26 protein-coding genes are annotated in these 24,584 nt (G+C 68.5%); 16 read left to right on the forward strand and 10 right to left on the reverse strand.

Annotated elements, in window-relative coordinates:
* Positions 1-173 precede the first annotated feature (173 nt).
* From QE385_RS10325 to QE385_RS10375, 11 genes are all read left to right on the forward strand, one after another.
* Entirely contained in the window at positions 174-1,931 is a 1,758-nt protein-coding gene (locus QE385_RS10325) for a DUF1800 family protein (RefSeq protein ID WP_307101508.1), read from the forward strand.
* 5 nt (positions 1,932-1,936) lie between these two features.
* Positions 1,937-3,319: a DUF1501 domain-containing protein gene (locus QE385_RS10330; RefSeq protein WP_307101510.1), complete on the forward strand. Its 1,383-nt coding sequence runs from the start codon at positions 1,937-1,939 to the stop codon at positions 3,317-3,319.
* Positions 3,320-3,546: 227 nt separating this feature from the next.
* The gene (locus QE385_RS10335) at positions 3,547-4,608 is read left to right on the forward strand and encodes an NAD(P)-dependent alcohol dehydrogenase (protein WP_307101512.1); all 1,062 of its coding nucleotides are present in this window, start codon (positions 3,547-3,549) and stop codon (positions 4,606-4,608) included.
* A 291-nt stretch (positions 4,609-4,899) separates the two neighbouring features.
* A complete protein-coding gene (locus tag QE385_RS10340) occupies positions 4,900-5,799 on the forward strand; it encodes a heme o synthase (protein WP_307101514.1) in 900 nt (299 codons plus the stop codon).
* Positions 5,796-5,930 (forward strand): hypothetical protein, encoded by a 135-nt coding sequence (locus tag QE385_RS10345; protein ID WP_307101516.1) that lies wholly within the window; start codon positions 5,796-5,798, stop codon positions 5,928-5,930. Before QE385_RS10340 ends, QE385_RS10345 begins: the two co-directional genes overlap by 4 nt.
* Positions 5,930-6,469, forward strand: coding sequence for a cytochrome c oxidase assembly protein (locus QE385_RS10350; RefSeq protein ID WP_307101518.1), 540 nt, complete (start codon positions 5,930-5,932; stop codon positions 6,467-6,469). The genes QE385_RS10345 and QE385_RS10350 overlap by 1 nt, the downstream gene beginning before the upstream one ends.
* A 35-nt stretch (positions 6,470-6,504) precedes the next feature.
* Entirely contained in the window at positions 6,505-7,416 is a 912-nt protein-coding gene (locus tag QE385_RS10355) for a cytochrome c oxidase subunit 3 (protein WP_307101520.1), read from the forward strand.
* Positions 7,376-7,816, forward strand: coding sequence for a DUF983 domain-containing protein (locus tag QE385_RS10360; protein ID WP_373424654.1), 441 nt, complete (start codon positions 7,376-7,378; stop codon positions 7,814-7,816). Before QE385_RS10355 ends, QE385_RS10360 begins: the two co-directional genes overlap by 41 nt.
* The gene (locus tag QE385_RS10365) at positions 7,813-8,433 is read left to right on the forward strand and encodes an SURF1 family protein (protein WP_307101524.1); all 621 of its coding nucleotides are present in this window, start codon (positions 7,813-7,815) and stop codon (positions 8,431-8,433) included. The genes QE385_RS10360 and QE385_RS10365 overlap by 4 nt, the downstream gene beginning before the upstream one ends.
* Positions 8,434-8,446: 13 nt before the next feature.
* Complete coding sequence (thrC, locus tag QE385_RS10370) at positions 8,447-9,835, forward strand: threonine synthase (RefSeq protein ID WP_307101526.1); 1,389 nt, start codon at positions 8,447-8,449, stop codon at positions 9,833-9,835.
* Between the two features lie 10 nt (positions 9,836-9,845).
* Positions 9,846-10,715, forward strand: a complete 870-nt coding sequence (locus QE385_RS10375) for a class I SAM-dependent methyltransferase (protein ID WP_307101528.1) — start codon at positions 9,846-9,848, stop codon at positions 10,713-10,715.
* A gap of 106 nt (positions 10,716-10,821) precedes the next feature.
* On the opposite strand, the gene QE385_RS10380 is transcribed toward QE385_RS10375, so the two are convergent.
* Genes QE385_RS10380 through QE385_RS10395 form a run of 4 tightly spaced genes read right to left on the reverse strand, consistent with a single transcriptional unit; the run spans position 10,822 to position 13,217 of the window.
* Complete coding sequence (locus QE385_RS10380) at positions 10,822-11,571, reverse strand: methyltransferase (protein WP_307101531.1); 750 nt, start codon at positions 11,569-11,571, stop codon at positions 10,822-10,824.
* Between the two features lie 4 nt (positions 11,572-11,575).
* Positions 11,576-12,214, reverse strand: a complete 639-nt coding sequence (locus tag QE385_RS10385) for a heme exporter protein CcmB (RefSeq protein ID WP_307101533.1) — start codon at positions 12,212-12,214, stop codon at positions 11,576-11,578.
* Positions 12,211-12,801, reverse strand: coding sequence for a heme ABC exporter ATP-binding protein CcmA (ccmA, locus tag QE385_RS10390; protein WP_307101535.1), 591 nt, complete (start codon positions 12,799-12,801; stop codon positions 12,211-12,213). Before ccmA ends, QE385_RS10385 begins: the two co-directional genes overlap by 4 nt.
* Positions 12,798-13,217 (reverse strand): metallopeptidase family protein, encoded by a 420-nt coding sequence (locus QE385_RS10395; RefSeq protein WP_307101537.1) that lies wholly within the window; start codon positions 13,215-13,217, stop codon positions 12,798-12,800. The genes ccmA and QE385_RS10395 overlap by 4 nt, the downstream gene beginning before the upstream one ends.
* On the opposite strand from QE385_RS10395, the gene QE385_RS10400 reads away from it, so the two are divergent.
* The gene (locus tag QE385_RS10400; RefSeq protein WP_307101539.1) at positions 13,187-13,564 is read left to right on the forward strand and encodes a 4a-hydroxytetrahydrobiopterin dehydratase; all 378 of its coding nucleotides are present in this window, start codon (positions 13,187-13,189) and stop codon (positions 13,562-13,564) included. The two genes, QE385_RS10395 and QE385_RS10400, sit on opposite strands and share 31 nt — an antisense overlap.
* 132 nt (positions 13,565-13,696) lie before the next feature.
* Here QE385_RS10400 and QE385_RS10405 read toward each other — a convergent pair whose 3' ends face one another.
* Positions 13,697-14,698 carry a fumarylacetoacetate hydrolase family protein gene (locus QE385_RS10405; protein ID WP_307101541.1) on the reverse strand — a complete coding sequence of 334 codons (1,002 nt, stop codon included), beginning with the start codon at positions 14,696-14,698 and terminating at the stop codon, positions 13,697-13,699.
* 278 nt (positions 14,699-14,976) lie between these two features.
* Here QE385_RS10405 and QE385_RS10410 point away from each other — a divergent pair, with 278 nt between their 5' ends.
* Positions 14,977-16,359: a DEAD/DEAH box helicase gene (locus tag QE385_RS10410; RefSeq protein ID WP_307101542.1), complete on the forward strand. Its 1,383-nt coding sequence runs from the start codon at positions 14,977-14,979 to the stop codon at positions 16,357-16,359.
* Between the two features lie 197 nt (positions 16,360-16,556).
* A complete protein-coding gene (locus tag QE385_RS10415) occupies positions 16,557-16,823 on the forward strand; it encodes a hypothetical protein (protein ID WP_307101545.1) in 267 nt (88 codons plus the stop codon).
* Between the two features lie 40 nt (positions 16,824-16,863).
* Here QE385_RS10415 and QE385_RS10420 read toward each other — a convergent pair whose 3' ends face one another.
* Positions 16,864-18,822: a potassium transporter Kup gene (locus QE385_RS10420; RefSeq protein ID WP_307104671.1), complete on the reverse strand. Its 1,959-nt coding sequence runs from the start codon at positions 18,820-18,822 to the stop codon at positions 16,864-16,866.
* A 146-nt stretch (positions 18,823-18,968) separates the two neighbouring features.
* Here QE385_RS10420 and pdeM point away from each other — a divergent pair, with 146 nt between their 5' ends.
* On the forward strand, positions 18,969-19,631 hold the full coding sequence (pdeM, locus tag QE385_RS10425) for a ligase-associated DNA damage response endonuclease PdeM (protein ID WP_307101547.1): 663 nt from the start codon (positions 18,969-18,971) through the stop codon (positions 19,629-19,631).
* 3 nt (positions 19,632-19,634) lie between these two features.
* Here pdeM and msrA read toward each other — a convergent pair whose 3' ends face one another.
* The 4 genes from msrA to pabB all read right to left on the reverse strand — a co-directional run bounded on the left by msrA (position 19,635) and on the right by pabB (position 23,831).
* The gene (gene msrA, locus QE385_RS10430) at positions 19,635-20,300 is read right to left on the reverse strand and encodes a peptide-methionine (S)-S-oxide reductase MsrA (RefSeq protein WP_307101549.1); all 666 of its coding nucleotides are present in this window, start codon (positions 20,298-20,300) and stop codon (positions 19,635-19,637) included.
* A 146-nt stretch (positions 20,301-20,446) separates the two neighbouring features.
* The gene (locus QE385_RS10435; protein WP_307101551.1) at positions 20,447-20,584 is read right to left on the reverse strand and encodes a hypothetical protein; all 138 of its coding nucleotides are present in this window, start codon (positions 20,582-20,584) and stop codon (positions 20,447-20,449) included.
* Positions 20,585-20,828: 244 nt separating this feature from the next.
* Positions 20,829-22,028: a pyridoxal phosphate-dependent aminotransferase gene (locus QE385_RS10440; protein ID WP_307101553.1), complete on the reverse strand. Its 1,200-nt coding sequence runs from the start codon at positions 22,026-22,028 to the stop codon at positions 20,829-20,831.
* 54 nt (positions 22,029-22,082) lie between these two features.
* Positions 22,083-23,831: an aminodeoxychorismate synthase component I gene (gene pabB, locus QE385_RS10445; protein WP_307101555.1), complete on the reverse strand. Its 1,749-nt coding sequence runs from the start codon at positions 23,829-23,831 to the stop codon at positions 22,083-22,085.
* Between the two features lie 81 nt (positions 23,832-23,912).
* Here pabB and QE385_RS10450 point away from each other — a divergent pair, with 81 nt between their 5' ends.
* Complete coding sequence (locus QE385_RS10450; RefSeq protein WP_307101557.1) at positions 23,913-24,584, forward strand: MBL fold metallo-hydrolase; 672 nt, start codon at positions 23,913-23,915, stop codon at positions 24,582-24,584.

The raw sequence follows: 24,584 nt of genomic DNA on the forward strand, positions 1-24,584 counted from the left end.
GAGCATCGCCTCCGGGGTCTTTTGCATGTCCGCTATGCCGATATGGACCCCGTGATGCCGCCAGCCGCCCCTGGGCTGCGACGAACGGCGGAACCTTTCACCGATTGTTATCCACAGATGCGGCACATATCGTCCTGCCGCGACGGGCGGCGGGTTGGCGGGATAGCGCGGCGATGCAGCGGGACGAACCTACGGTCAGCATCCGACCGGCGGAGGCGACCGGAGACAGGGACGCGGACTCCCTCCTGTCCGATCATCCGGCAGGCGGGCCGGGTCCGATCGCGCGACACGGGGCGAGCGGCGCGGCGATGCTGCCCCTGCTGGCGCTTGCGGCCTGTGGCGGCGGGGGCGGCGGAAGCGCGGGGGCCACCGGCACCGGCGCGGGCGGTTCGACCACCACGCCGGTCGTCGTCGTCACCCCCTCTCCCACCACCACCGAGGCGAGTCGGTTCCTGGCGCAGGCGACGATGGGCGCGACCCGCAGCGGGATCGATGCGGTCGTGTCGCGCGGCTATGACGGCTGGCTGACCGACCAGTTCGCGATGACGCGGGCGACCAGCCATTGGGACTGGCTGACCGCGAACGGCTATGACGCGGCGGCCAATCGCAACTCGCTCGCCGGGCTCGACCCGACGCTGTGGCGCCAGATGATCGTCGAGCCCGACCAGCTGCGCCAGCGGGTGGGCATGGCGCTGCTCGACATCCTCGTCGTCGGGGTGGACGGCATCAACGATGCGTGGCGCGCCTTCAGCATGGCGGCCTATGTCGACATCCTGCTCGACAACGCCTTCGGCAATTATCGCGACCTGCTGGGCGCGGTGACGACCAGCTTCGCGATGGGCAGCTATCTGACCTATCTGTCGAACCGCAAGGCCAATGCCGCGACCGGCGCGCAGCCCGACGAGAATTACGCGCGCGAGCTGATGCAGCTGTTCACGCTCGGCCTCTATCAGCTCAACATGGACGGATCGCCCCGGCTGAACGGCGGGCAGCCGGTCGAGACCTATAACCAGGCGGATGTATCGGGACTGGCGCGCATCTTCACCGGGCTGGTCCCCGCGACGAACGACAGCTCGACCCCGGCACGCTATCGCCAGCCACTGGTGATGAACGCCGCGCTGAACGAAACCGGCGCGTCCAGCTTTCTGGGCACGACCGTCTCGGGCGGCGGCATGGCGGGGATCAAGGCGGCGCTGGACACGATCTTCGCGCATCCCAACGTTGCCCCCTTCATTTCGAAGCAGCTGATCCAGCGGCTCGTCACCAGCAATCCCTCACCCGCCTATGTCACCCGCGTCGCGACCGCGTTCGCCGACAATGGCCAGGGGGTGCGCGGTGACATGAAGGCGGTGATCCGCGCCATCCTGCTCGACAGCGAGGCCCGCACCCTGTCCAGCGCCACCACCGCGGGCAAGCTGCGCGAGCCGGTGCTGCGGCTGACCGGCTGGGCGCGCGCCTTCGGTGTCACCTCGCCGTCCAATGGCTGGGCGATCGGCGACACCTCCAATCCCGCCAACCGGCTGGGACAGAGCAAGGGCCGCAGCCCCTCGGTCTTCAACTTCTACCGCCCCGGCTACACCCCGGCGGGGACCAGCATCGCCAGCGCCGGGCTGGTCGCGCCCGAGTTCCAGATCACCAACGAACAAAGCGTCATGGGCTATGTGAACTATATGTACGGCCTGATCGCCAACGGCACCGGCGATGTGAAGGCGGACTATAGCGCGATCCTGACCAAGGCGGCCGATGCGCAGGCGCTGGTCGACGAGGTGAACCTCGTCCTTGCCGCCGGGCAGCTCTCCACCGCGACGCTGGCCGCGATCCGGGGCGCGGTCGACAGCGTGTCGGCCACCGCGACCAACGGCGCGATCAACCGGGTCGGCATCGCGATCCTGCTGACCATGGCCTCCCCCGACTATCTGACCCTGCGGTGATGAGCATGATCCACGATCAATCCCGACGGGCCTTTCTGAAGCGCAGCGCGCTGCTCGGCCTGGCGGGTACGGCCACCCCCTTCGTCACCAGCCTGGCCGCGATCGGCGAGGCGGCGGCGGCCACCGCGTCGGACTATAAGGCGCTGGTCTGCGTCTTCCTGTACGGGGGCAACGACTATGCCAACACGCTCGTCCCCTATGACGAGACCAGCTTCGCGGCCTATCGCGCGGCGCGCGCCAATATCGCCTATCAGCGCGACGCGCTGGCGGGCAGCGTCCTGAATCCCGCTATCGCGCTGCCGGGGGGCCGCGCCTATGCGCTGTCGCCATCGATGCCCGAGATGAGCCAGCTGTTCGCGGCGGGCAAGATGGCGGTGGCGCTGAACGTCGGCACGCTGGTCGAACCGACGACCAAGACGCAATATGCCAACCGCACCGTCAGGCTGCCGCCTAAGCTGTTCAGCCACAACGACCAGCAGAGCTTCTTCCAGGCCTCGACCCCTGAGGGCGCGACGAGCGGCTGGGGCGGGCGGATCGGCGACGTGTTCCAGAGCGGCAACGGCGCCGCCGCGCTGACCTGCATCAACACCAGCGGCAATGCCGTCTATCTGACCGGGCGCAGCGCGATCCAATATGCGGTGGGCACGGGCGGGCCGGTGGCGCTGCTCGGCGGCAGCCGGACGCTCTATGGCTCGTCGTCGGCGCTCGACACGCTGCGCGGGCTGATGACCACCGAGCCGGGCTTTGCGATGGCTAGCGAACATGCCCGGATCAGCAAGCGCGCGCTCGACATCCAGGCGCAGTTGAGCAGCGCGCTGGCCGGGGCGCCCGCCGCCAATTTCCCGCTCTTCCCCTCCGGCAACGCGCTGGCCGACCAGTTGAAGATGGTCGCGCGGATGATCGCGATCAGCCAGACGCTGGGGCTGAAGCGGCAGGTCTTCTTCGTCTCGATGGGCGGGTTCGACCTGCACGACAATCTGGTCGCGCAGCATCCGGGGCTGCTCGCCAAGGTGTCGGCGGCGATGAAGGCCTTTTACGACACCACCGCCGCGATGGGCGTCGCCAACCAGGTGACCAGCTTCACCGCCTCCGACTTCGGGCGGACGCTGCAATCCAATGACGACGGTTCCGACCATGGCTGGGGCGGCATGCATTTCGTGGTCGGCGGCGCGGTGCGGGGCCAGCGCTTCTATGGCAAGGCGCCGATCGTCGGCATCAACAGCAGCGACGATGTCGGGCAGGGCCGCTTGCTGCCCACCATGTCGGTCGACCAATATGCCGCGACGCTGGCCGGGTGGTTCGGGATCGACTCGGGCGGCTTGCGGACCGTGCTTCCCAATATCGGCAATTACGACGCCTCGACCTGGAACCAGGGATTCATGGGATAGGATCGGGGCCGGAATACCGCCTTTCCCGGCCGGTTCCGGACAATCTTTGCCCCCCACAGCATGGCCGCTGATAGAATAGTGATAATATAACATCCTGCATTCCGGCGATTATCCGATCATCAACGATCGGAAAAACTTGCCCTTCTCTTGGCTGGCACGCGACTCCGCCCGCCCCATATGGGCGCCGCGATCCTTCGGTCGCGTCACAGATTTCCAGAGGAGCTTCCATGCCCACTCCCGCCAAGGGCTATGCCGCCCAGTCGGCCGAGACCCCGCTCGCGCCCTTTTCCTTCGAGCGTCGCGATCCGCAGGGCGACGATGTCGCGATCGACATCCTCTATTGCGGGGTCTGCCATTCCGACCTGCACACCGCGCGGAGCGAATGGGCGGGCACCCAATATCCGTGCGTGCCGGGCCATGAGATTGTCGGGCGCGTGACCGCCGTCGGCGATGCCGTGACCAAGTACCAGGTCGGCGATCTGGTCGGCGTCGGCTGCATGGTCGACAGTTGCGGCCATTGCCCGTCCTGCCATGACGGCGAGGAGCAATATTGCGAGACGACCGGCTTCGTCGGCACCTATAACGGCCCCGACCCCGTGCTGGGCGGCCATACCTTTGGCGGCTATTCCGACCATATCGTGGTCAAGGAAGGCTTCGTCCTGAAGATCAACCATGACGATGCCGATCTGGCCGCCGTCGCGCCGCTGCTGTGCGCCGGGATCACCACCTATTCCCCCTTGCGCCACTGGAAGGTCGGGCCGGGCCAGAAGGTCGGCATCGTGGGCCTGGGCGGCCTGGGCCATATGGGCGTGAAGATCGCCGCCGCGATGGGGGCTGAGGTCTATGTCTTCTCGACCTCGCCGAACAAGGCCGAGGATGCCAGGCGGCTGGGCGCCAAGGACCTGATCGTGTCGAAGGACGCCGATCAGATGGCCGAACATGCGAACAGCTTCGACTTCATCCTGAACACCGTGGCGGCCCCGCACGACCTGGACCAGTTCCTCGTCCTGCTGAAGCGCGACGGGACGATGACGCTGGTCGGCGTGCCCGACTCGCCGCACCCGTCGCCCTCGGTCGGCAATCTGGTCTTCCGCCGCCGGTCGCTGGCGGGCTCGCTGATCGGCGGCATCGCCGAGACGCAGGAGATGCTGGACTTCTGCCACCAACACGGCCTGACCGCCGATATCGAGATGATCGCGATGGACGAGGTCAACACCGCCTATGACCGGATGCAGAAGAGCGATGTGAAATATCGCTTCGTCATCGACATGGCGACGCTGAAGGGCTGAGGCCGGTTTAGGCTACGCCCTCAATGCTGGGCACGCCCCTCCCGCAGGCGGGAGGGGATGGGGGAGGGCAGGCCACGGGCGGTGGTCTCGGTGAGACCTCCGGCCCTCCCCCCGTCCCCCTCCCGCTTGCGGGAGGGGGTGCGCTCTTGGCGGGCGAGTTCATATTCTTCTCCCTTCCCGCAGGCGGGGGAGGGAATGATCCAGGGGCTGACCTTGATGGGACTCCCCCCAGCCCCGGCAAAGACGCTTCGATTGCCCCCCTCCCCGCCAAGCCCTATATGCGGGACTCCCATGTCCAGCATTCCCTCTTCCGTTTTCGTGCCCGCCGACTGGCGCGACTTCCTCGCCCTGACCAAGCCGCGGGTGATGACGCTGGTCGTGTTCACCGGCCTGTGCGGAATGCTGGCCGCGCCGGTGGGGGTCGATCCGGTGATCGGCTTCACCGCCATATTGTGCATCGCGCTTGGCGCAGGGGCGGCGGGGGCGCTCAACCAATGGTATGAGGCGGACCTGGATGCGCTGATGAAGCGCACCGCCAAGCGTCCCCTGCCTGCCGGTCGGATGACCCGCGAGTCGGCGCTGCATTTCGGGGTGGGGCTGGCCTGTTTCTCGGTGTTGCTGATGGGGCTGGCGGTCAATTACGTCGCCGCCGGCATCCTGACCGTCTCGATCCTGTTCTATGTCCTCGTCTATACCGTCTGGCTGAAACGGCGGACGCCGCAGAATATCGTCATCGGCGGCGCGGCGGGGGCGTTTCCGCCGCTGATCGGCTGGGCCGCCGCGACCGGCGAAGTGGCGCTGCTGCCCTTCCTGCTGTTCAGCCTCGTCTTCCTGTGGACGCCGCCGCATTTCTGGGCGCTCGCGCTCTTCGTGAAGACCGATTACGCCAATGCGGGCGTGCCGATGCTGCCCGTCGTCGCAGGCGAGCGGGTGACGCGGGCGCAGATCGGGCTCTACACCATCCCGATGGCCATCGCCGCCGTCGCCCCCTGGCCGCTGGGCCTGACGGGTGCGATCTATGGCGCGATCGCCAGCGTCGGGACGGCGATCTTCGCCGCCTATGCCGCGGTGGTCGCCTTTCGCCACACCCGGCCCGACGATGCGATGAAGCCCGAAAAGCGGCTGTTCAAATATTCGATCCTCTATCTTTTCCTTCTCTTCGGCGCGCTGGTGGTGGATCGTTGGGCATGACGCCTGACGATTCGAATCGGATTCGCGCCAAGCAGCGCGCCCGTGCCATGGTGATGGCCCTGCTGCTCGGCTTCCTGGTCGTGCTGATCTTCTTCATCACCCTGTCGAAGATCCGGTCGGGGATGCACTGATGCGGCTGACGCGCCAGGCCCGGACGGTCGCGTTCGCGCTGTTCGGCGTGGTGTTCATGACCGGCCTCGCCTTTGCCAGCGTCCCGCTCTACCGCATGTTCTGCCAGGTGACGGGCTATCAGGGCACGACCCAGCGCGGGGCCGCCGCGCCGGGCAGCGTCCACCGCCAGATCCGCGTCGATTTCGACGCCAATGTCTCCTCGCGGCTGGCCTGGACCTTCAAGCCCGAAAACCCGCACGAGACGGTCGATATCGGCGCGCGCGACATGGTGTTCTTCACCGCGACCAACAATGCGAAGGTGCCCGTCACCGGCACCGCGACCTTCAACGTGACGCCCGACCAGGCGGGCCGCTATTTCACCAAGATCCAGTGCTTCTGCTTCACCCAGCAGACGCTGCAACCCGGTGAGACGGCGCGGATGCCGGTGATCTTCTTCATCGACCCCAAGATCCTGAACGACCCGGACGCGCGCGACATAGAGACCATCACCCTGTCCTACACATTTTACCCGGTGGATTCGGGGAAGAAAGCGGGTTAGCCTCCCCTTCAAAAGAGAAACATAGGGACGGGATCATGGCTGGCGCGAAGAACCACGACTATCATATCCTGCCGCCGAGCCCCTGGCCGCTGGCCAGTTCGATGTCGGCGCTGCTCATGGCCTCGGGCGCGATCATGTGGATGCACAGCGCGCCCGGCGGCGGCTGGGCGTTCCTGGCAGGGCTGGCGGCGGTGCTGTTCTGCATGGGCAGCTGGTGGGCCGATGTCGTGCGCGAGGCGCATCATGGCGACCACACCCCGGTCGTCCAGCTGCATTTCCGATACGGCATGATCCTGTTCATCGCGTCGGAGGTGATGTTCTTCGTCGGCTGGTTCTGGGCCTTTTTCGACTTCGCGCTGTTCCCGACCGCGATGAGCTTCGTCGACGGACAGGTGGAGCGCGCGACCGAGGGCGCCGCCGCCATCGCCGCAACCTGGCCGCCCAAGGGGCTGGAGGTGATCGACGCCTTCAAGCTGCCCTTGCTCAACACGCTGATCCTGCTGACCAGCGGCACCACCGTGACCTGGGCGCACCATGCGCTGATCCACAACCAGCGCGGCGGCGAGAAGCGCGGCCTGTGGGGCGTGCTGGGCGTCGGCGACCGCGACGGGGTGCTGAAGGGGCTGTGGCTGACGGTCGTGCTGGGCCTGATCTTCAGTTCGATCCAGGCCTATGAATATGTCCACGCGCCCTTCCCCTTCAAGGGGATCAACTATGGCGCGGCCTTCTTCATGGCGACCGGGTTCCACGGGTTCCACGTCATCGTCGGCACTATCTTCCTGATCGTCTGCCTGATCCGCGCCTATCGCGGCGACTTCACCCCGCGCCAGCATTTCGGGTTCGAGGCGGCGGCCTGGTACTGGCATTTCGTCGACGTGGTGTGGCTGTTCCTGTTCGTCACCATCTATGTCTGGGGTGGCTGGGGCGCGCCGGTCCATAGTGGCTGAGTTTACGCCGCCCACCATCGCGCAGGCCGCATTCGGGGGGCTGTGTCCGCGTTGCGGCCAGCCCCATTTGTTTGCCGGGCCGCTCTTCTCGAAACAGGTGACGACCTTCGCCGAAACCTGCGCGGCGTGCGGGCTGGATTTCACCCGCTTCAATGTCGGCGATGGGCCCGCCGCCTTCCTGACGCTGATCCTGGGCACGGTCATCACCATCGCGGCGATCGCGGTCGAGCTGACGCTGCATCCGCCGCTCTGGCTGCACATGCTGATCTGGCTGCCGCTGACCGCCATCGGCGTCGTCTATACCCTGCGCGTCGCCAAGGGGGCGCTGATGGCCGCCGAATATCGCAACGAAGCGCGCGAGGGCGCGGTCGCCAGACCCGACGCGGACGACGACGCATGAAGCGGGTGCCGGTCCTGCCCACGCTGGTCGTCGGGCTGGCGGTCGCGGCGATGGTCGCGCTGGGGCTGTGGCAGTTGCTCGACCGGTTGCCGCAGAAGCGGGCCTATCTGGCGCAGCTGGCCGCCAACCCCGCCAGGCCGCCCATCGCCTTTCCGCTGTTCCCCGACGACAGCCTGCTCTTCCGCCGCACCGTCGCCGAGTGTCGACCGCCCGTCACGGTGCGCCGCGCCGGGGCCGGGGCGGCGGGGTTCCGGCTGATCGCGACCTGTTCGGTGCAGCACGGCGCGATGCAGGTACAGCTGGGCACCACCCATGATCCGCGCAAGGCGATCGCCTGGCCCGGCGGCCGGGTGACGGGCTATGTCGCCCACGCCCCCGACGGTGGCTCGCTGATCCAGTCGGCCTTCGACCACCGGCCGCAAGCCATGCTGCTGGTCGCGGACAGCCCGGCCGCCGGACTGGAGCCCAACCCCAGCCCCGATATCGACGCGGTGCCCAACAATCACCTGGCCTATGCCGTGCAATGGTTCCTGTTCGCCGCCATCGCCGCAATTATCTATGCTTTGGCGGTCGTTCGGCGCAATCGAATGGTTGTGGTGACCGACACACACGGTTAAGCCGCACCGCATCATGCGCTATCACAGTACCCGCGGCTCCGCCCCCGTCCTCGATTTCCGGGGTGCGACCCTGGCCGGTCTCGCCAGCGATGGCGGGCTCTATGTTCCCGAAGCCTGGCCGACCCTGACCCCCGAAGAGATCGAGGGGCTGGCGGGGCTGTCCTATGCGCAGACCGCCGCGAAGATCATGGCGCCCTTCGTCGGCGACAGCCTGACGCCGCAGGAACTCCAGGACCTGTGCGACGCCGCCTATGGCCGTTTCTCGCACGCCGCCGTCACGCCTTTGGTCCAGCTCGACCATGACCAATGGCTGCTGGAGCTGTTCCACGGCCCCACGCTGGCGTTCAAGGATGTGGCGCTCCAGATGCTGGGGCTGTTGTTCGAGCGGTTCCTGCGCGGCACCGACACCCGGCTGACCATCGTCGGCGCGACCAGCGGCGATACCGGATCGGCGGCGATCGACGCGGTGGCGGGGCGCGCCAATATCGACATCTTCATGCTGCACCCGGCGGGCCGCGTGACCGAGATCCAGCGGCGGCAGATGACCACGGTCCTCGCCCCCAATGTCCACAATATCGCGATCGAGGGGAATTTCGACGACGCGCAGGCGCTGGTGAAGGCGATGTTCAACGACCGCGCCTTTGCCGATCGCCATACCCTGTCGGCGGTCAACTCGATCAACTGGGCGCGGTTGATGGCGCAGGTCGTCTATTATTTCTACGCCGCCGTCCGGCTGGGCGCGCCGGGCAAGCGCATCGCCTTTTCGGTGCCGACCGGCAATTTCGGCGACGTGTTCGCCGGCTATGTCGCGGCGCGCATGGGCCTGCCGGTCGAGCGGCTGATCGTCGCGACCAACGTCAACGACATCCTCCACCGCGCGCTGTCCTCGGGCGACTATTCCAAGGGTCAGGTGCAGGCGACCGCCACGCCGTCGATGGACATCCAGGTCAGCTCCAATTTCGAGCGGCTGTTGTTCGATGCGAACGGCCGCGACGGCGCGGCGCTGGCGGCGCAGATGAAGGGCTTCGAGTCGTCGGGCGCGATGCGGCTGACCAATGCGCAGAGCCAGAATATCGCCCCGCTCTTCACCAGCGCGCGGGTCGATGCCGACGATATGAGCCGCGCGATGCGCTGGGCCGCCGAGTCGACCGGGCAGATCCTCGATCCGCACACCGCCATCGCGCTGTCCGCCGCACGGGCGAGCGACGTTGCGGTGCCCGTCGTGACGCTGGCCACCGCGCATCCGGCCAAGTTCACCGACGCGGTCGAGCGCGCGACCGGGGTGCGGCCCCCGCTGCCCCCCCGCGTCGGCGACCTGTTCGAGCGCGAGGAACGCTTCACCACCCTGCCTGCCACCTTCGACGCGGTGACGGCCTTTATCGACGGGCATGGTTTGCGCTAACGCGCATCCCATGAAACTCGAAACGATGATCGGCGAGCCCTGGGCGGATTACGGGCTGGTCGACTCCGGCCATGGTCGCAAGCTGGAACGCTATGGCCGGTTCCGCTTCATCCGCCCCGAACCCCAGGCGATGTGGGCCCCGGCGACCAGCGACTGGCGCGCGGCGGCCGAGTTCGTGCCCGGCTCCGACGAGGATGGCGGCGGCCGCTGGAATTTCAACGAGCCGGTCCCGCGCGAGGGCTGGCCGCTAAAGTGGAACGAGGTACGCTTCACCGCGCAGAATACACCGTTCCGCCATCTGGGCTTCTTCCCCGACATGGCCCCGGTCTGGAGCTGGATGCGCGAGCAGGTCGACGGGCTGGCCGAGCCCGAATGCATGAACCTGTTCGGCTATACCGGCGTCGGCACGCTGGCGATGGCCAGCGCGGGCGCGAAGATGGTGCATGTCGACGCGTCGAAGAAATCGGTCGAGGCGGCGCGGAGCAATGCGATGCTGTCGGGCCTGGGCGATGCGCCGGTCCGCTGGATCATCGACGACGCCGCCAAGTTCGTCGCGCGCGAGGTGCGGCGCGGACGGCGCTATGACGGCATATTGCTCGACCCGCCCAAATACGGACGCGGGCCGGAGGGCGAGGTCTGGCGGCTGGAGGAAGACCTGCCCGGCCTGATCGCCAATTGCCGCCAGCTGCTGGACGGTGATTCGCGCTTCCTGTTCCTGACGGTGTATGCGGTGCGCATGTCGGCAATGGCGATCGGCGAGATGATGCGCCAGGTGATGGCCGACCTGCCCGGCAAGGTCGAATGCGGCGAACTCGGCGTGCGCGAGGAAGCCCGCGGGCTGACCCTGCCCACCGCCATCTGGGCGCGGTGGAGCCGGTAAAGACACACCCTCCTGCCCCTCACGCCCCTTCCCAACCTCCGTTCAGCCTGAGCGAAGTCGAAGGCCACGCGCGGTCATAGCGGCGGGGCGTGCGCTTCGACTTCGCTCAGCACGAACGTAGCGAGGGTTGCGGGGCGACAATTTCGATCAGCGCCACCTCATAGGTCGCCACCGCACCCCCAGCCTCGAACCGCTTCGCGATCCGCCGCATCGCGCCCGGCGGGATCGGTCGGTGCCCTTCGCGCGGCGTTCCCGCACCGATCGCCCGGAGCGCGCGCATGAACGCGGCCGCAGAGCCGTGCCGCTGCTCGAACCGCCGGGTCTCGACCGGCCAACCCAGCGACCCGACCGGCGGATAGACCGGACTCCCCGCCGCGAATCCCTCCGCCCGGTGCGCCTCGTGCCAGGCCGCGAACGTCCCCTCGACCAGCGTCGTCACCAGCATCCGCCCACCGGGGCGCAGCAGGCCCGCCAGCCGCTGCAACCCACTGGCCAGATCGGCGAACCACTGAACCGCCAGACTGCTGACGATCAGGTCGAACGGCGCTTCGTCGGGCAGGTCGGGATGCTCGCCGTCCATCACCCGCCCCCGCGCGCCCGGCTGCCCCGCCAGTCCGCGCGCCAGCATGGCGGGGGCGATGTCGGTCATCAGCCAGTCGGCCCCCTCCAGCCGGGGCCGCACCGCGCCAGTCAGGAAGCCGGTGCCGCATCCCACCTCCAGCACGCGCGGGCCGGGCGGCGCGACCGCGACGATCCGCTCGGCCAGCCAGTCGGCGACCTGCCGCTGCACCACCGCATGCGCGTCATAGGCCGCCGCCGCGTCGAAGGCCCGCGCGATCACCTGGGCGTCTGCCATGATGTCAGTCCCGCACCGACCGGACCGCCGCCGCCGCCAGCCAGGGCGCTCCCGCCACCAGCAGCAGCGAACAGGCCGCCAGGAGCTTCATCGCCCCCATATCGCCGCCGCCCGCGCCGAAGATCAGCAGCGGCAGGGCGAGCGGCAACAGCAGCAGCCCCGCCACGCCGCCCGCGCCGCGCAGCCCGGCGGTCAGCGCGCCCGTCGCCACCGCCAGCGCGGCCAGCCCCGGCGTGCCGAGCAGCAGCCCCGCCTCGACCCGGACCAGCGCCGCGCCGTCCAGCCCGAACAGCCCGGCCGCGAGCAGCGCCGCGAGCATCAGCGGCGGCGCAAAGGCCAGCCAGTGCCCCATGATCCGCACCCCCATGACGAGCGGCAGCGACAGGCCGCGCACCGCGACTTGGTCGAACCAGCCCGATTCGCAATCGGGCGCGACCAGCCGCTCGACCGGCAACAGCGCCGCGAGCAGCGCCGCCACCCAGATCGCGCCCGCACCGATCCGCGCCAGCATCGCCCGGTCGGGCCCGATGGCGAAGGGAAAGAGGATGACCGCCAACAGGAAGAAGCCGCTGACCAGCCCCGCCCCGCCCCCGGCATAGCCGCGCCGCACATCGCGCGCGATCAGCGTGCCGATGATCGTCATGCCGGAACCCTCTCGGCCAGCAGGACCGGCTCGGCATCGGGCAAGGCGAGCGTCTGATGCGTGGCGAGCAGCACCGCCCCGCCCCCGGCGCGGTGGCGGGCAATGGCCTGTTCGAGCATCGCGATCCCGGCGGCATCCAGCCCATTGCCCGGCTCGTCCAGCAGCCAGAGCGGCGCATCGGCCGCCAGCACCCGCGCCAGCGCCGCGCGCCGCCGCTGCCCGGTGGACAGCAGCCGCACCGGCACCTCGGCCAGTGTCGCCAGCCCGACCTCGGCCAGCGCCGTGGCCACCCGCGCGGATGTCTGGTCGCCGCCATCCAGCTTCGCCCAGAAGGACAGCGCATCGACGAGGCGCCTGTCCAGGTCGAGCGCCAGATCCTCGGCCATCAGCGCCGCCCGCCCGCTTCGCACGACATGCCCCTCGAACGGGGCGATCAGCCCGGCGGCGAGACGTAGCAGGCTGGACTTGCCGATGCCGTTTGGGCCGGTGACGAGCGCTGCGCCGCCGGGGCCCAGCGCCAGCGAAAGCCCGGCGAACAACAGCCGCCCGCCGCGCGCGCAGGCGACTTGGGACAGCTGCAATATCACGCGGCCGGACCGTCCATCGCCTCTTCGAGCGCGTGCATATCCTCGTCCGACAGGCCGAAATGATGGCCGATCTCATGGATCGTCACATGCACGACCAGATCGTCCAGCCGCACCCCCGTCTCGACCCATTCGTCCAGGATCGCGCGGCGATAGAGATGGATGCGGTCGGGCAGCGCGCCCGAATCCATGCTGCTCTTCTCGCCCACCGGCCGCCCGTGATACAGGCCGGTCAGGTCGAGCGGATGGTCGAGCCCCAGCGCGGCCAGCGTCTCGTCATCGGCGAATTCCTCGACGATCAGCACCACATCGCCCAGATGCGCCGCGAACGCCGCGGGAAGGCGCGCGATGGCGTCGCGCGCGATCGCCTCGATCACATCGGCCCCCGGTGCCGCGCCGATCCCGTCTTGCCCGCTCATGCGCGTCGTCATACCGCTGTGCCGGTCAAAAGAACAAGAGAAGCAAGGGGACGGCAATGGTGGAGCGGCTGAGCGAGCTGGACCGGGACGAGGCGCTGGACGGCCTGCCCGACTGGGACTGGGACGAGGGACGCGACGCGATCAGCCGCCGTTTCGTCTTCGCCGATTTCAACGAGGCGTTTGGCTTCATGACCCGCGTGGCGCTGCTGGCGGAGAAGGCGGACCATCATCCCGAATGGTCGAATGTGTGGAACCGGGTCGACATCGTGCTGACCACCCATGACGCGGGCGGCCTGTCGGCGCGCGACATCGACATGGCCGAGGCGATCGACGCGCTGGTGGAGTAAGTCCAATCCTCCCCAAGCTGTGCTTGGGGAGGGGGACCACCGCGAAGCGGTGGTGGAGGGGCGCCGTCGCCCCTCCACCACCCGGCTGTGCCGGGCGGTCCCCCTCCCCATCCAAGATGGGGAGGATTGGGATCAGCCGACCGTCTGCTCGATCGCGCCGAAGATCGGATGGTGGCGGTCGTCCTCCATCCAGATGCGGACGGTATCGCCCTTCTTCAGGAACGGCGTGACGGGCTCGCCGCCCCGGATCGTCTCGATCATGCGCAGCTCGGCGATACAGCTATAGCCGACGCCGCCCTCGGCAACGGGCTTGCCCGGCCCGCCATCGGCGTCGCGGTTGGACACGGTGCCCGAACCGATGATCGTCCCCGCCCCCAGCGCGCGCGTCTTCGCGGCATGGGCGACCAGCGTGCCGAAGTCGAAGGTCATGTCCTGCCCCGCATCCGCGCGGCCGAAGGGCTGGCCGTTGAGATCGACCTTGAGCACCCGGTGCAGCTTGCCGTCGCGCCACCAGTCACCCAGCGACTCGGGCGTCACGAAGACCGGCGAAAAGGCCGAAGCGGGCTTGGACTGGAAAAACCCGAAGCCCTTGGCCAGTTCGCCGGGGATCAGCCCGCGCAGCGACACGTCGTTGGTCAGCCCGACCAGCCGGATCGCCGCCAGCGCGTCCTCGCGGCTTACCCCCATGGGCACGTCGCCGGTGACGACGATGACCTCGCCCTCCAAGTCGCAGCCCCAGCTTTCGTCGGCCAGCGGGATCGCGTCGCGCGGCGCCAGGAATCCGTCCGACCCGCCCTGATACATCAGCGGATCGTGCCAGAAGCTGTCGGGCAGTTCCGCCCCGCGCGCCTGGCGGACGAGCGCGACGTGATTCACATAGGCCGATCCGTCCGCCCATTGATAGGCGCGCGGCAGGGGCGAGGCGGCGTCATGCTCATGGAATCGCTCGCGCGGGATCACCTCATGGTCGAGGTCGGTCGCCAGATTGGCCAGCGCGGGGGCGACGACATTCCAGTCGTCGAGAGCGGCCTGCAAGGTCGGGGCGATATGGCCGGCATCGGCATACCAGGCGAGATCGCTCGACACGACGACCAGCTTGCCGTCGCGACCACCCTTGAGACTGGCGAGTTTCATGCAGGACTCCTCTTCGCTAACTGGTATCGGATGTAACCATCCGCCCGCGGTTGTCACGCACCGTGACAATGATCCTGCCCGAAACTTGACTTTTCGCAAGGCGGGGCGCACATGCTCACCCGTCGAAGGCGTCCACTTGCAGCGTGAACGGACTCTCCAGTCCCGGCTCCGCCCCGACCCTGTCTCCAGGCTTCCCTTGTCACGCGGGGTGTCATCAACCCCGGCGCCGCCTCTCGCGGCCCTTCGTGACTCGCGCGCCCATGTCAGAAAGTCATTTCATGTCGTTTTCCGAACTCGGCCTTGCCGAGCCGCTCGTCCGCGCGCTCGAAGCCAAGGGCTATTCCGAACCCACCCCGATCCAGCGCGACTCGATCCCGACGCTGCTCGAAGGCCGCGACCTGCTGGGCATCGCGCAGACCGGCACCGGCAAGACCGCCGCATTCGTGCTGCCGTCGATCCAGCGGCTGGTCGAGGCGAACAAGCGGGTCCTGCCGACCCATTGCCGGATGCTGGTGCTCGCCCCGACCCGCGAACTGGCCAGCCAGATCGCCGAGAATGCGAAGGGCTATGCCAAATTCTCCAAGCTGGCGGTCGCGACCGTCTTTGGCGGCACCAGCCTGAACAAGAACCGTCAGGACCTGTCACGCGGCGTCGACATCCTGGTCGCGACGCCGGGCCGCCTGATCGACCTGGTCGAGCAGGGCTTCCTGAACCTGTCGATGATCGAGATCCTGGTGCTGGACGAAGCCGACCAGATGCTCGACCTGGGCTTCATCCACGCGCTGCGCCGCATCGTGAAGATGATCCCGCGCAAGCGCCAGACCTTGTTCTTCTCGGCCACCATGCCCGCCGCGATCCGCGACCTGGCCGACAAGTTCCTCGACAATCCCGCGACCGTCACCGTGACCCCGGTGTCGACCACCGCCGAGCGCGTCGACCAGTCGGTGACGTTCGTGACGCAGCAGGAAAAGCAGGCGCTGCTGACCATCCTGCTCGCCGATCCCGCGATCGAGCTGGCGCTGGTCTTCACCCGCACCAAGCATGGCGCCGACCGCGTCGTGAAGCTGCTGGCGGGCAACGGCATCGCCGCCAACGCGATCCATGGCAACAAAAGCCAGGGCCAGCGCGAGCGCGCGCTGGGCGAGTTCCGCTCGGGCCAGACCCGCGTGCTGGTGGCGACCGACATCGCCGCGCGCGGCATCGACATTCCGGGCGTCAGCCACGTCTTCAACTTCGAGCTGCCCAATGTCGCCGAGCAATATGTCCACCGCATCGGCCGCACCGCGCGTGCGGGCCGTTCGGGCATGGCCATCGCCTTCTGCGCCGAGGATGAGCGTCCGTATCTGAAGGACATCGAGAAGCTGACGCGGCAGAAGATCACCGTCGTCCCGCTGCCCGCCGATTTCGTGAAGCGCGCCGAGACGATCAAGTCGCAGCGCGTCAAGGCGATCGGCGCCGATCCCGCGCCGCGCGTCGACCGTCCGCGTGATCCGGCGCGGCCGCGCGCCACGCATTCCCCGCGCGCGACCGACTCGCGCGCACCCCAGGGTCGCCAGCCGCGCCGTCGTGGCGGCGGTGGCGGAGCTGGCGGTCCGGGCGGCGGTGGCCGCGGTCGTGGCGGCCGCTCCGGCGGCGGTGCGGGTCGCGGCGCCCAGGGCTGACCGCCTTCTTGGCCCCTCCCGCAGGCGGGAGGGGTTGGGGAGGGCATGGAAGTCTCACCGAGACTGTCGCTTGTGGCATTCCCTCCCCCATCCCCTCCCGCAAGCGGGAGGGGCGTGCCCGGCCCCAGCCGCTGGCACCATTCCCGCCTCTCCCGCGTTGATCGCGTAACGATTTCCACGCGTCAGGAGAGATTGCCATGGATATTGCCCACACCCCCGCCGCCGAACGCATCGCACGCGTGCTGTGCGGCCAGCGGCTCAGCGCCAATGCGGGGGGCGATGCCGAGTCCGCCGGGCGTCTCGTCGACGATCACTGGCGCGAGCATATGGCCGATGCGCTGGCGGTGCTGCGCACGCTGCGCGAGCCCGATCAGGCGATGGCCGATGCGGGCGATCCCGCCATCTGGGAAAAGATGATCCTCGTGGCGGTCGAGGCCGCCAAACCACCCAAGGTCACGCTGTAACCGCTGGCCCTCCCCAGGCGAGCCTGGGGAGGGCCAGACCCTAGACCGTGACCTGCTCGCCCAGTTCGAGGACCTTGCCCGGCGGAATCCGCAGGAAGTCGGTCGGGTCGCTGGCGTTGCGCTGCAGGAACATGAACACCCGGTCCTGCCAAGGGGGCATGCCCTTTTCCGCTTCGGGCTTGAGCGTGTTGCGGCCGATGAAATAGCTGGTCTTCATCGGGTCCAGCCCCGAATGCCGGGTCTCGACGCCCAGGTCCTTCAGGTCGCGCGGTACGTCGGGCGTTTCCATGAAGCCATAGGTCAGCGTGACGGTCGCGAAATTGTCGTCCAGCCGCTCGACATGCGCGCGCCGCTCGGGCGGGACCACCGGACGGTCGGCGGTGCGGATCGTCACCACCAGATTCTGCGCGTGCAGGATCTTGTTATGCTTCAGATTGTGGAGCAGCGCGCCGGGGGCCGAGGCGGGGTTGGCGGTCAGGAACACGGCGGTCCCCGCCACCCGCTCGGGCGGCCGCTTGGCGAGCGCGGCGGCAAGGTCGGCGAGCGGAATCGCCTGCCGCTTCTCGAAGGCCGAGACGATGCCCCGCCCGCGCACCCAGGTGTGGATGATGAGCCCGACGCCCACACCGACCAGCAGCGGCACCCAGCCCCCCTCGATCACGCGCAGGATGTTCGCGCCGAAGAAGACGAGGTCGAGCGCCAGGAAGGGCAACAGCGCCGCCACCGCAACGCCGCGCGACCAGCCCCAGCGATGCCGCACCACCAGATAGGCCAGGCAGGTGGTCACGACCATCGTGCCCGTCACCGCGATGCCATAGGCCGCCGCCATCGCCGAGGAGGTCTTGAACTGGATCACCAGCACCAGCACGCCGAACAACAGCATCCAGTTGATCGCGGGCAGATAGATCTGCCCCCGGAAATCGGCCGAGGTCTGGCGGACGCGCAGGCGCGGCAACAGCCCCAGCTGGATCGCCTGCTGGGTCAGCGAGAAGGCGCCGGTGATCACCGCCTGCGCCGCGATCACGGTGGCAAGGCCCGCCAGCACGATCAGCGCGGGGCGCAACGGCTCGGGCGCCATCAGGAAGAACCAGTCCTGGTTGGCGAAGGGCTGGCCGCTCGCCGCCGCCTGTTCCAGCGTCGACAGCGCGAACGCCCCCTGCCCCAGATAGTTGAGCGCCAGCGCGGGCAGGACCAGCGAGAACCAGCCGATGCGGATGGGCAGCCGTCCGAAATGGCCCATATCGGCGGTCAGCGCCTCGGCCCCGGTCACGGTCAGGAACACCGCGCCCAGCACGAACAGCCCGACCAGCCCGTGGCTCGCCAGGAAGCTGACGCCGTAGCCCGGCCAGACAACCCGCGCGATCGAGGGCTCGTCGGCGATATGCCAGACGCCCAGCCCGCCGATGACCAGGAACCACAGGATGCAGATCGGGCCGAACAGCTTCGACACCTGCGCGGTCCCGCGCGACTGGATGCAGAAGAGCACGACCAGGATGACGATGGTGCACAGCCGGATGATATTCTCGTCGAAGATCGTCGCGGCGGCGGGAATGGTGCGCAGCCCCTCCATCGCCGACAGCACCGACAGCGCGGGCGTGATGATCGCGTCACCATAAAAGAGCGAAGCGCCCGCCGCGCCCAGCACCAGCGCGACGCGCGACCGCACGCCGGTCGCGCGCCGGGCGAGCGCGGCCAGCGCCAGCACCCCGCCCTCGCCCTGATTGTCGGCGCGCATCAGGAAGACGACATATTTGATCGTCACGACCAGGATCAGCGACCAGAGCGCCAGGCTGAGCACGCCCAGAATCTCGCTGGGGTCGATGCCGTCGCCCGCCGACTGGCCCAGCGCCTCGCGAAAGGCGTAGAGCGGGCTGGTGCCGATATCGCCGAAGACGACGCCGATCGCGCCGATGGTCAGCGCGACCAGCGCGGGATGGGGCGCATGCGACGATGCGCCGCTCTCCGCCGACTCTACGGATGCGGTCTGGATGCCCGTCATATCGGTCGCCGTCCCCGTCATGTCCGCCGGAACCCCCTGTGCCAAAAGGACGGCGCGCTTTACGCTTCTGCGCGCCCGACGCAAGGGCTTTCCCATAGCCGCTGCAATCGCTTGATCTTGCCAGGCGTCAAGCGCATGGACAGGAAATGGTTCCCTTTTCGTTCGGCGGCCAGGCGTTCAAGGCCCTGGCCGATGGCGCGCTGTTCTGGCCCGCGCGGGGAGCGCTGCTGGTCGCCGATCTCCATCTGGAGAAGGCGAGCTGGTATGCCGGGGGCGGGCAGATGCTGCCGCCCTATGATTCGCTCGCCACACTGACCGAGCTGACCGCGCTGGTCCGCCAGACCGGCGCGCGCGAGGTCTGGTGTCTGGGCGACAGCTTTCACGATGCGGAGGGGTGCGACCGCCTGCTGCCCGAGGCGCGCGCGATGCTGCTGTCGCTGACCGGCGCGACGCGGTGGATGTGGATCACCGGCAATCACGATCCTGTGCTGCGCGATCGCTGCGGCGGCGCGGTGATGGACGAAGCGGTGGTCGACGGGCTGATCCTGCGCCACGAGGCCGATCCCGCCGAGACGCGGCCCGAACTGTCGGGGCATTTCCATCCCAAGCTGCGCCTGCGCGTCCGGGGCAAGATGGTCGCGCGCCGCTGTTTCGTCGGCACCGCGCGCAAGCTGGTCCTGCCCGCCTTCGGGGCGCTGACCGGGGGGCTGGACGTCGACCACCCCGCGCTCGTCCAGGCGGTCGGTCGCCCGGCCGAGGCGCTGGTGCCCGTGCGCGACCGGATGCTGCGCTTTCCGGTCGCGGCCTGAAGCCTATCCCGCGCGCGCCAGATCGGGGAAGCCCGCGCGGAAGCCCGCCACCTTGGGCTTGTCCCAGCGGACGATATAGGGATGGCCGGGATTGCGGTCGTAGAAATTCTGGTGATCCGCCTCGGCGGGGAAGAAACGCCCCTGCTCGATCCGCGTGGTGATCGGCCGGGCAAAGGCATGGGCCTGGCTCAGCTGCGCGATATAGGCGCGTGCCACCCGCGCCTGTTCGGGCGACTGGGCGAAGATCGCCGAGCGATAGCTGGGACCGCGATCGGGCCCCTGTCCGCCGACCTGGGTCGGGTCGTGCGCGATCGAGAAATAGACGCGCAGCAGCGTGGCATAGGAGACCTGCGCGGGGTCGTAGGTGATCCGGATCGCCTCGGCATGGCGGGTCCGCTCGGTCGAGACGGCGGCATAATTGGCATCGGCCGCCCCGCCCCCGGCATAGCCCGCGGTGACGCCGCGCACGCCCTTCACCCGCTCGAACACCGCCTCCATGCCCCAGAAACAGCCGCCCGCCAGGACCGCCACCTGCGGACGCCGTGCGGCGGGCAGGTCGAGCGTCGCCTTGGGCAAGGGCACGGCACGCTCGGCGTGCGCGGGAAGCGAGGACAAGGCGACCGCTCCGAACGCGGTCGCGGCCAGGGCGATGCAGAGGCTATTGCGCATCGCCGGGATATGGGGTGTTTTTGGGGTTCGGCCAGGGGCTGGCGTTGTAGCGTGGGCTTTGACTTCGCTCAGCCTGAACGGCTGATTGCGTCATGCTTTCCCGGCCTCCGTTCCGCCTGCGCGAAGTCGAAGGCCAGGCCCGTCGCTTAGCGAACCGCCTCGACCGGGGCCGAACCGTAACGGCTGGGCGCCTCGGCGGGGTGAAGCACGATGAGGCCCAGAGCACCCAGCGCAAATCCGCCGGCGAACTGCCACACGAAGCTGGACTTGAGGAGGGCACGCATTCGTCTTCACCTGTCTAAAACGGGTCGCCCCCAAATGGGCGGCGATCTTCCGGGCGCCATCTGGTCGATCCGCGTCCTTCCGACAATGGCATTTATAGAAACACAGCATTAACGGCACGTGGACGTGTCGTTCATGCCACAGTTAGGCCTTATTGCTGCGGCGCACATGGGGATAGGAAAAAGCCCGCAGGTACAGCCTTTTGGCCATACCCACGGGCTTTCGCACCGCCGCAAGGGCGGGAAATTATTTCAGCGCGGCGCAGGCCGTCTGGATGCGGGTGCACGCTTCCTTGAGCAGGGCGTCCGAGGTCGCATAGCTGATTCGCATCGCGGGCGAGAGGCCGAACGCCGCGCCCTGCACCGCCGCGACCTTCGCATCGTCGAGCAGATAGCCGACAAACGCCTCGTCGCTGTCGATCAACCGGCCCGAGGGCGTGGTCTTGCCGATCAGCGGCGCAAAGGACGGATAGACGTAGAAGGCGCCTTCGGGCGTCGGGCAGGTCATGCCGTCGATTGCGTTGAGCATCGACACGACCATGTCGCGCCGCGCCTGGAACGCCAGATTGCGCTCGGCCAGGAAGCTCTGGTCGCCGGTCAGCGCCGCGGTCGCCGCCGCCTGCGCGATAGAGCACGGGTTGGAGGTCGACTGCGACTGGAGCTTGGCGATCGCCTTGATCAGCCAGGGCGCGCCGCCCGCATAGCCGATTCGCCAGCCGGTCATCGCATAGGCCTTGGAACAGCCGTTGACGGTCAGCGTGCGCTCGTACAGCTCGGGGCAGACCTGCGCGATGGTGGCGAAGCGGAAGCCGTCATAGACGATATGTTCGTACATATCGTCGGCGAAGACCCAGACATGCGGATGGCGAAGGATCACCTCGCCCAGCGCCTTCAGCTCGTCGGCGGTATAGCCAGCGCCCGTCGGATTGGACGGCGAGTTGAGGATGACCCACTTGGTCCTGGGCGTGATCGCGGCGTCGAGCGCCTCCGGGGTCAGCTTGTAACCCTGTTCCGGCCCGGCCTTCACGATCACCGGCACGCCGCCCGCGAACTGGACGACGTCCGGATAGCTGACCCAATAGGGCGCGGGGATCACCACCTCGTCGCCCGCATCGATCGTCGCGACCATCGCGTTGAACAGGGTGTGCTTGCCGCCGACATTCACGCTGATCTGATCGGCCTTGTAGGTCAGGCCGTTGTCGCGCGCGAACTTCTGTGCGATCGCGGCCTTCAGCTCCGGCGTGCCGTCGACGTTCGTATATTTGGTCTTGCCGTCGCGAATCGCCTGGATCGCGGCCTCTTTCACGAAGTCGGGCGTGTCGAAATCGGGCTCGCCCGCGCCCAGCCCGATCACATCGACGCCGGCGCGCTTCAGCTCCATCACGCGGCTGGTGATGGCGAGCGTGGGGGACGGGCTGATACGGCCGAGCGCGGCGGAGGGCTGCATGGAACGGAACCTTTGCGACAGGAGAGTGCGGGCGCGCTTTAGCGCCCTCCTGCCTCAATCCGCAACCATCTGTGCACGAAACAATCCGCGAAGCGCGTTGCCAAGCAAGAATCCGTCTTGCAGATCGGCACGGGTCAACGGCCCCTCGACCGCGCGACCGCTCTCGATCAGATGGCCGCGCAGCACGCCCGGCAGCAGCCCCTGCGCCAGCGGCGGCGTCACCAGCTTGTCGCCGCGCGCGACGAACAGCGAGGTATAGCTGCCCTCGGTCAGATAGCCGTCGGGCGTCTCGAACACGACCTCGGCCGTGCCCGCCGCCGCCCGCGCCGAGTCGTAGAAGCCGCGCGCGCTGGTCTTGTGGCGCAGCCGCAGGTCGGACGTGGCGACGGGCAACGGCACGATCCGCACCGGCACCACCCCGTCGAACGGCGCCGGACGCGGCGCGACCTCGACCACCACCGCGCCGCTGCGCGCCAGCAACAGCCGGATGCGCCGGGTATCGCGCAGTCGGAAGGTCGCCGCCTGCAACTCGTTGCGCGCGTCATGCCGGTCGAAGGTGAAGCCCAGCGCCGCCGCGCTCGCCTTCATCCGGGCGAGATGCTCCTCCAGATGCTGGATCCCGTCGACGGGATCGAAGGCCATGGTCTCGATCAGATCGACATCGCTGCGCCCGCCGTCCAGGAAGGCGGCCTTGGCGAGGCATTCGTCCCACTCGTCCGTCGCCACCGAGTCGGCGACCACCCCCGATCCCAGCCCCAGCGTCGCATGGTCGGCGCCGTGCGGCCAGGTCAGGGTGCGGATCGCGACGTTGAACATCGCATCGCCATCCGCATCGAGTCGCCCGATCGCGCCGGTATAGAGGCCGCGGGGCGAATCCTCGATCTCCGCGATCGCCTGCATCGCGCGGATCTTGGGCGCGCCGGTGATCGAACCGCAGGGGAAAAGCGCGGACAGCACGTCCAGCGCGTCCTGCCCCTCGGCCAGATCGGCGGTGACGGTCGACACCATCTGGTGGACGGTCGGATAGGGTTCGACCGCGAAAAGCGCGGGCACCGCGACGCTGCCCGGCCGCGCGACTCGCGACAGGTCGTTGCGCATCAGGTCCACGATCATCAGATTCTCGGCGCGCTGCTTGGGGTCGTCGCGCAGTTCCTGCGCCGCGCGCGCATCGGCGGCGGGGTCGTCGTCGCGCCGTGCGGTCCCCTTCATCGGCCGCGCGGTCAGGCGGCCGTCCTCCAGCGCGAAGAACAGCTCGGGCGACAGCGACAGGATGGTCGCCTCCTCCGTCGCCACCACCGCGCCCCAGCCCGCGCGCGACCGGGCGCGCAGCCCCGCATAGAGCGCCAGCGGATCGCCCGCGACCGGCACCTGCGCGCGAAAGGTCAGATTGACCTGATAGAGATCGCCTGCCGCGATCAGCGCCTGCACCTCGGCGAATTGCCGGGCATGACGCTGCGCATCGCCCTCGGGAATCAGATCGCCCGCCCAGGCGCCGGCGGGGTCGGGCAGCAGCGCCGCGACATCGACCGTCGCATGATCGCGGAACAGCCCGAACCACAGCAGCGGCCCGTCGACCGCGCGGGCCGCCACCCCCGGCTCGAACGCCGCTCCCGCCTCATAGGCCAGATAGCCGGCGGCATGCAGCCCCTGTCGCTGCGCGCGGCGTAGCGCAGCCAGCGCGGGGGCGACCTGTTCGGGGCGATGCGCGGTGACGATGTCGACCGGCGCGGTATAGAGACGCGCGGCCGCTCCCCCGTGGCGGGCATCGTCCAGCAGGACGAACGGAGGGGGGTTCACGATCATGAAGGGCCATGCATGCACGGCCCGCCCCCGCACATGCAAGTATCGATTGGCCGATCCTGTGCCATTGCCTATCTCGGGGGGATGACCGACCCCTTGCAAAATCCGCCGCTGCGCGCCGCGATCGTCCCCGTCACCCCGCTTCAGCAGAATTGCTCGATCGTCTGGTGCACCGCGACGATGAAGGCGGCGGTGGTCGATCCCGGCGGCGACCTGCCGCGCATCCGGGATGCCATCGCCAAGACCGGCGTGACGGTGGAAAAAATCCTGCTGACCCATGGCCATATCGACCATGCGGGCGGTGCCAAGGCGCTGTCCGATATGCTGGGCGTGCCCGTGGAGGGTCCGCAGGAGGAAGATCGCTTCTGGCTGGCGCGGCTGGACGAGGACGGCCAGGCTTATGGCATCCCCGCCCAAGTGCTGGAGCCGACCCGCTGGCTGTCGGAGGGCGACACGGTGACGATCGGCGACCTGACGCTCGATGTGTACGAGACGCCGGGGCATACGCGCGGGCATGTGATCTTCCACCATGCGCCGTCGCATTTCGCGCTGGTCGGCGACGTGCTGTTCCAGGGCTCGGTCGGGCGCTCGGACCTGCCCGGCGGGGATCACGACACGCTGATCCGCTCGATCGTCGAGAAGCTCTGGCCGCTGGGCAACGAGACCGCCTTCATTCCCGGCCATGGCCAGCCCAGCACCTTCGGGCATGAGCGGCAGAGCAATGCCTTCGTGGCGGACCGGGTCCTGGGGCTTTGA

It is taken from the genome of Sphingomonas sp. SORGH_AS_0950, assembly GCF_030818415.1.
Lineage (GTDB): Bacteria > Pseudomonadota > Alphaproteobacteria > Sphingomonadales > Sphingomonadaceae > Sphingomonas.

Excerpts from the sequence above, each read along its gene's own strand:
- QE385_RS10325 (WP_307101508.1), top strand. The coding sequence starts at position 174 with ATGCAGCGGGACGAACCTACGGTCAGCATCCGACCGGCGGAGGCGACC.
- QE385_RS10330 (WP_307101510.1), top strand. The coding sequence starts at position 1,937 with ATGATCCACGATCAATCCCGACGGGCCTTTCTGAAGCGCAGCGCGCTG.
- QE385_RS10335 (WP_307101512.1), top strand. The coding sequence starts at position 3,547 with ATGCCCACTCCCGCCAAGGGCTATGCCGCCCAGTCGGCCGAGACCCCG.
- QE385_RS10340 (WP_307101514.1), top strand. The coding sequence starts at position 4,900 with ATGTCCAGCATTCCCTCTTCCGTTTTCGTGCCCGCCGACTGGCGCGAC.
- QE385_RS10345 (WP_307101516.1), top strand. The coding sequence starts at position 5,796 with ATGACGCCTGACGATTCGAATCGGATTCGCGCCAAGCAGCGCGCCCGT.
- QE385_RS10350 (WP_307101518.1), top strand. The coding sequence starts at position 5,930 with ATGCGGCTGACGCGCCAGGCCCGGACGGTCGCGTTCGCGCTGTTCGGC.
- QE385_RS10355 (WP_307101520.1), top strand. The coding sequence starts at position 6,505 with ATGGCTGGCGCGAAGAACCACGACTATCATATCCTGCCGCCGAGCCCC.
- QE385_RS10360 (WP_373424654.1), top strand. The coding sequence starts at position 7,376 with ATGTCTGGGGTGGCTGGGGCGCGCCGGTCCATAGTGGCTGAGTTTACG.
- QE385_RS10365 (WP_307101524.1), top strand. The coding sequence starts at position 7,813 with ATGAAGCGGGTGCCGGTCCTGCCCACGCTGGTCGTCGGGCTGGCGGTC.
- thrC (WP_307101526.1), top strand. The coding sequence starts at position 8,447 with ATGCGCTATCACAGTACCCGCGGCTCCGCCCCCGTCCTCGATTTCCGG.
- QE385_RS10375 (WP_307101528.1), top strand. The coding sequence starts at position 9,846 with ATGAAACTCGAAACGATGATCGGCGAGCCCTGGGCGGATTACGGGCTG.
- QE385_RS10380 (WP_307101531.1), bottom strand. The coding sequence starts at position 11,571 with ATGGCAGACGCCCAGGTGATCGCGCGGGCCTTCGACGCGGCGGCGGCC.
- QE385_RS10385 (WP_307101533.1), bottom strand. The coding sequence starts at position 12,214 with ATGACGATCATCGGCACGCTGATCGCGCGCGATGTGCGGCGCGGCTAT.
- QE385_RS10395 (WP_307101537.1), bottom strand. The coding sequence starts at position 13,217 with ATGAGCGGGCAAGACGGGATCGGCGCGGCACCGGGGGCCGATGTGATC.
- QE385_RS10405 (WP_307101541.1), bottom strand. The coding sequence starts at position 14,698 with ATGAAACTCGCCAGTCTCAAGGGTGGTCGCGACGGCAAGCTGGTCGTC.
- QE385_RS10410 (WP_307101542.1), top strand. The coding sequence starts at position 14,977 with ATGTCGTTTTCCGAACTCGGCCTTGCCGAGCCGCTCGTCCGCGCGCTC.
- QE385_RS10415 (WP_307101545.1), top strand. The coding sequence starts at position 16,557 with ATGGATATTGCCCACACCCCCGCCGCCGAACGCATCGCACGCGTGCTG.
- QE385_RS10420 (WP_307104671.1), bottom strand. The coding sequence starts at position 18,822 with ATGACGGGCATCCAGACCGCATCCGTAGAGTCGGCGGAGAGCGGCGCA.
- pdeM (WP_307101547.1), top strand. The coding sequence starts at position 18,969 with ATGGTTCCCTTTTCGTTCGGCGGCCAGGCGTTCAAGGCCCTGGCCGAT.
- msrA (WP_307101549.1), bottom strand. The coding sequence starts at position 20,300 with ATGCGCAATAGCCTCTGCATCGCCCTGGCCGCGACCGCGTTCGGAGCG.
- QE385_RS10435 (WP_307101551.1), bottom strand. The coding sequence starts at position 20,584 with ATGCGTGCCCTCCTCAAGTCCAGCTTCGTGTGGCAGTTCGCCGGCGGA.
- QE385_RS10440 (WP_307101553.1), bottom strand. The coding sequence starts at position 22,028 with ATGCAGCCCTCCGCCGCGCTCGGCCGTATCAGCCCGTCCCCCACGCTC.
- pabB (WP_307101555.1), bottom strand. The coding sequence starts at position 23,831 with ATGATCGTGAACCCCCCTCCGTTCGTCCTGCTGGACGATGCCCGCCAC.
- QE385_RS10450 (WP_307101557.1), top strand. The coding sequence starts at position 23,913 with ATGACCGACCCCTTGCAAAATCCGCCGCTGCGCGCCGCGATCGTCCCC.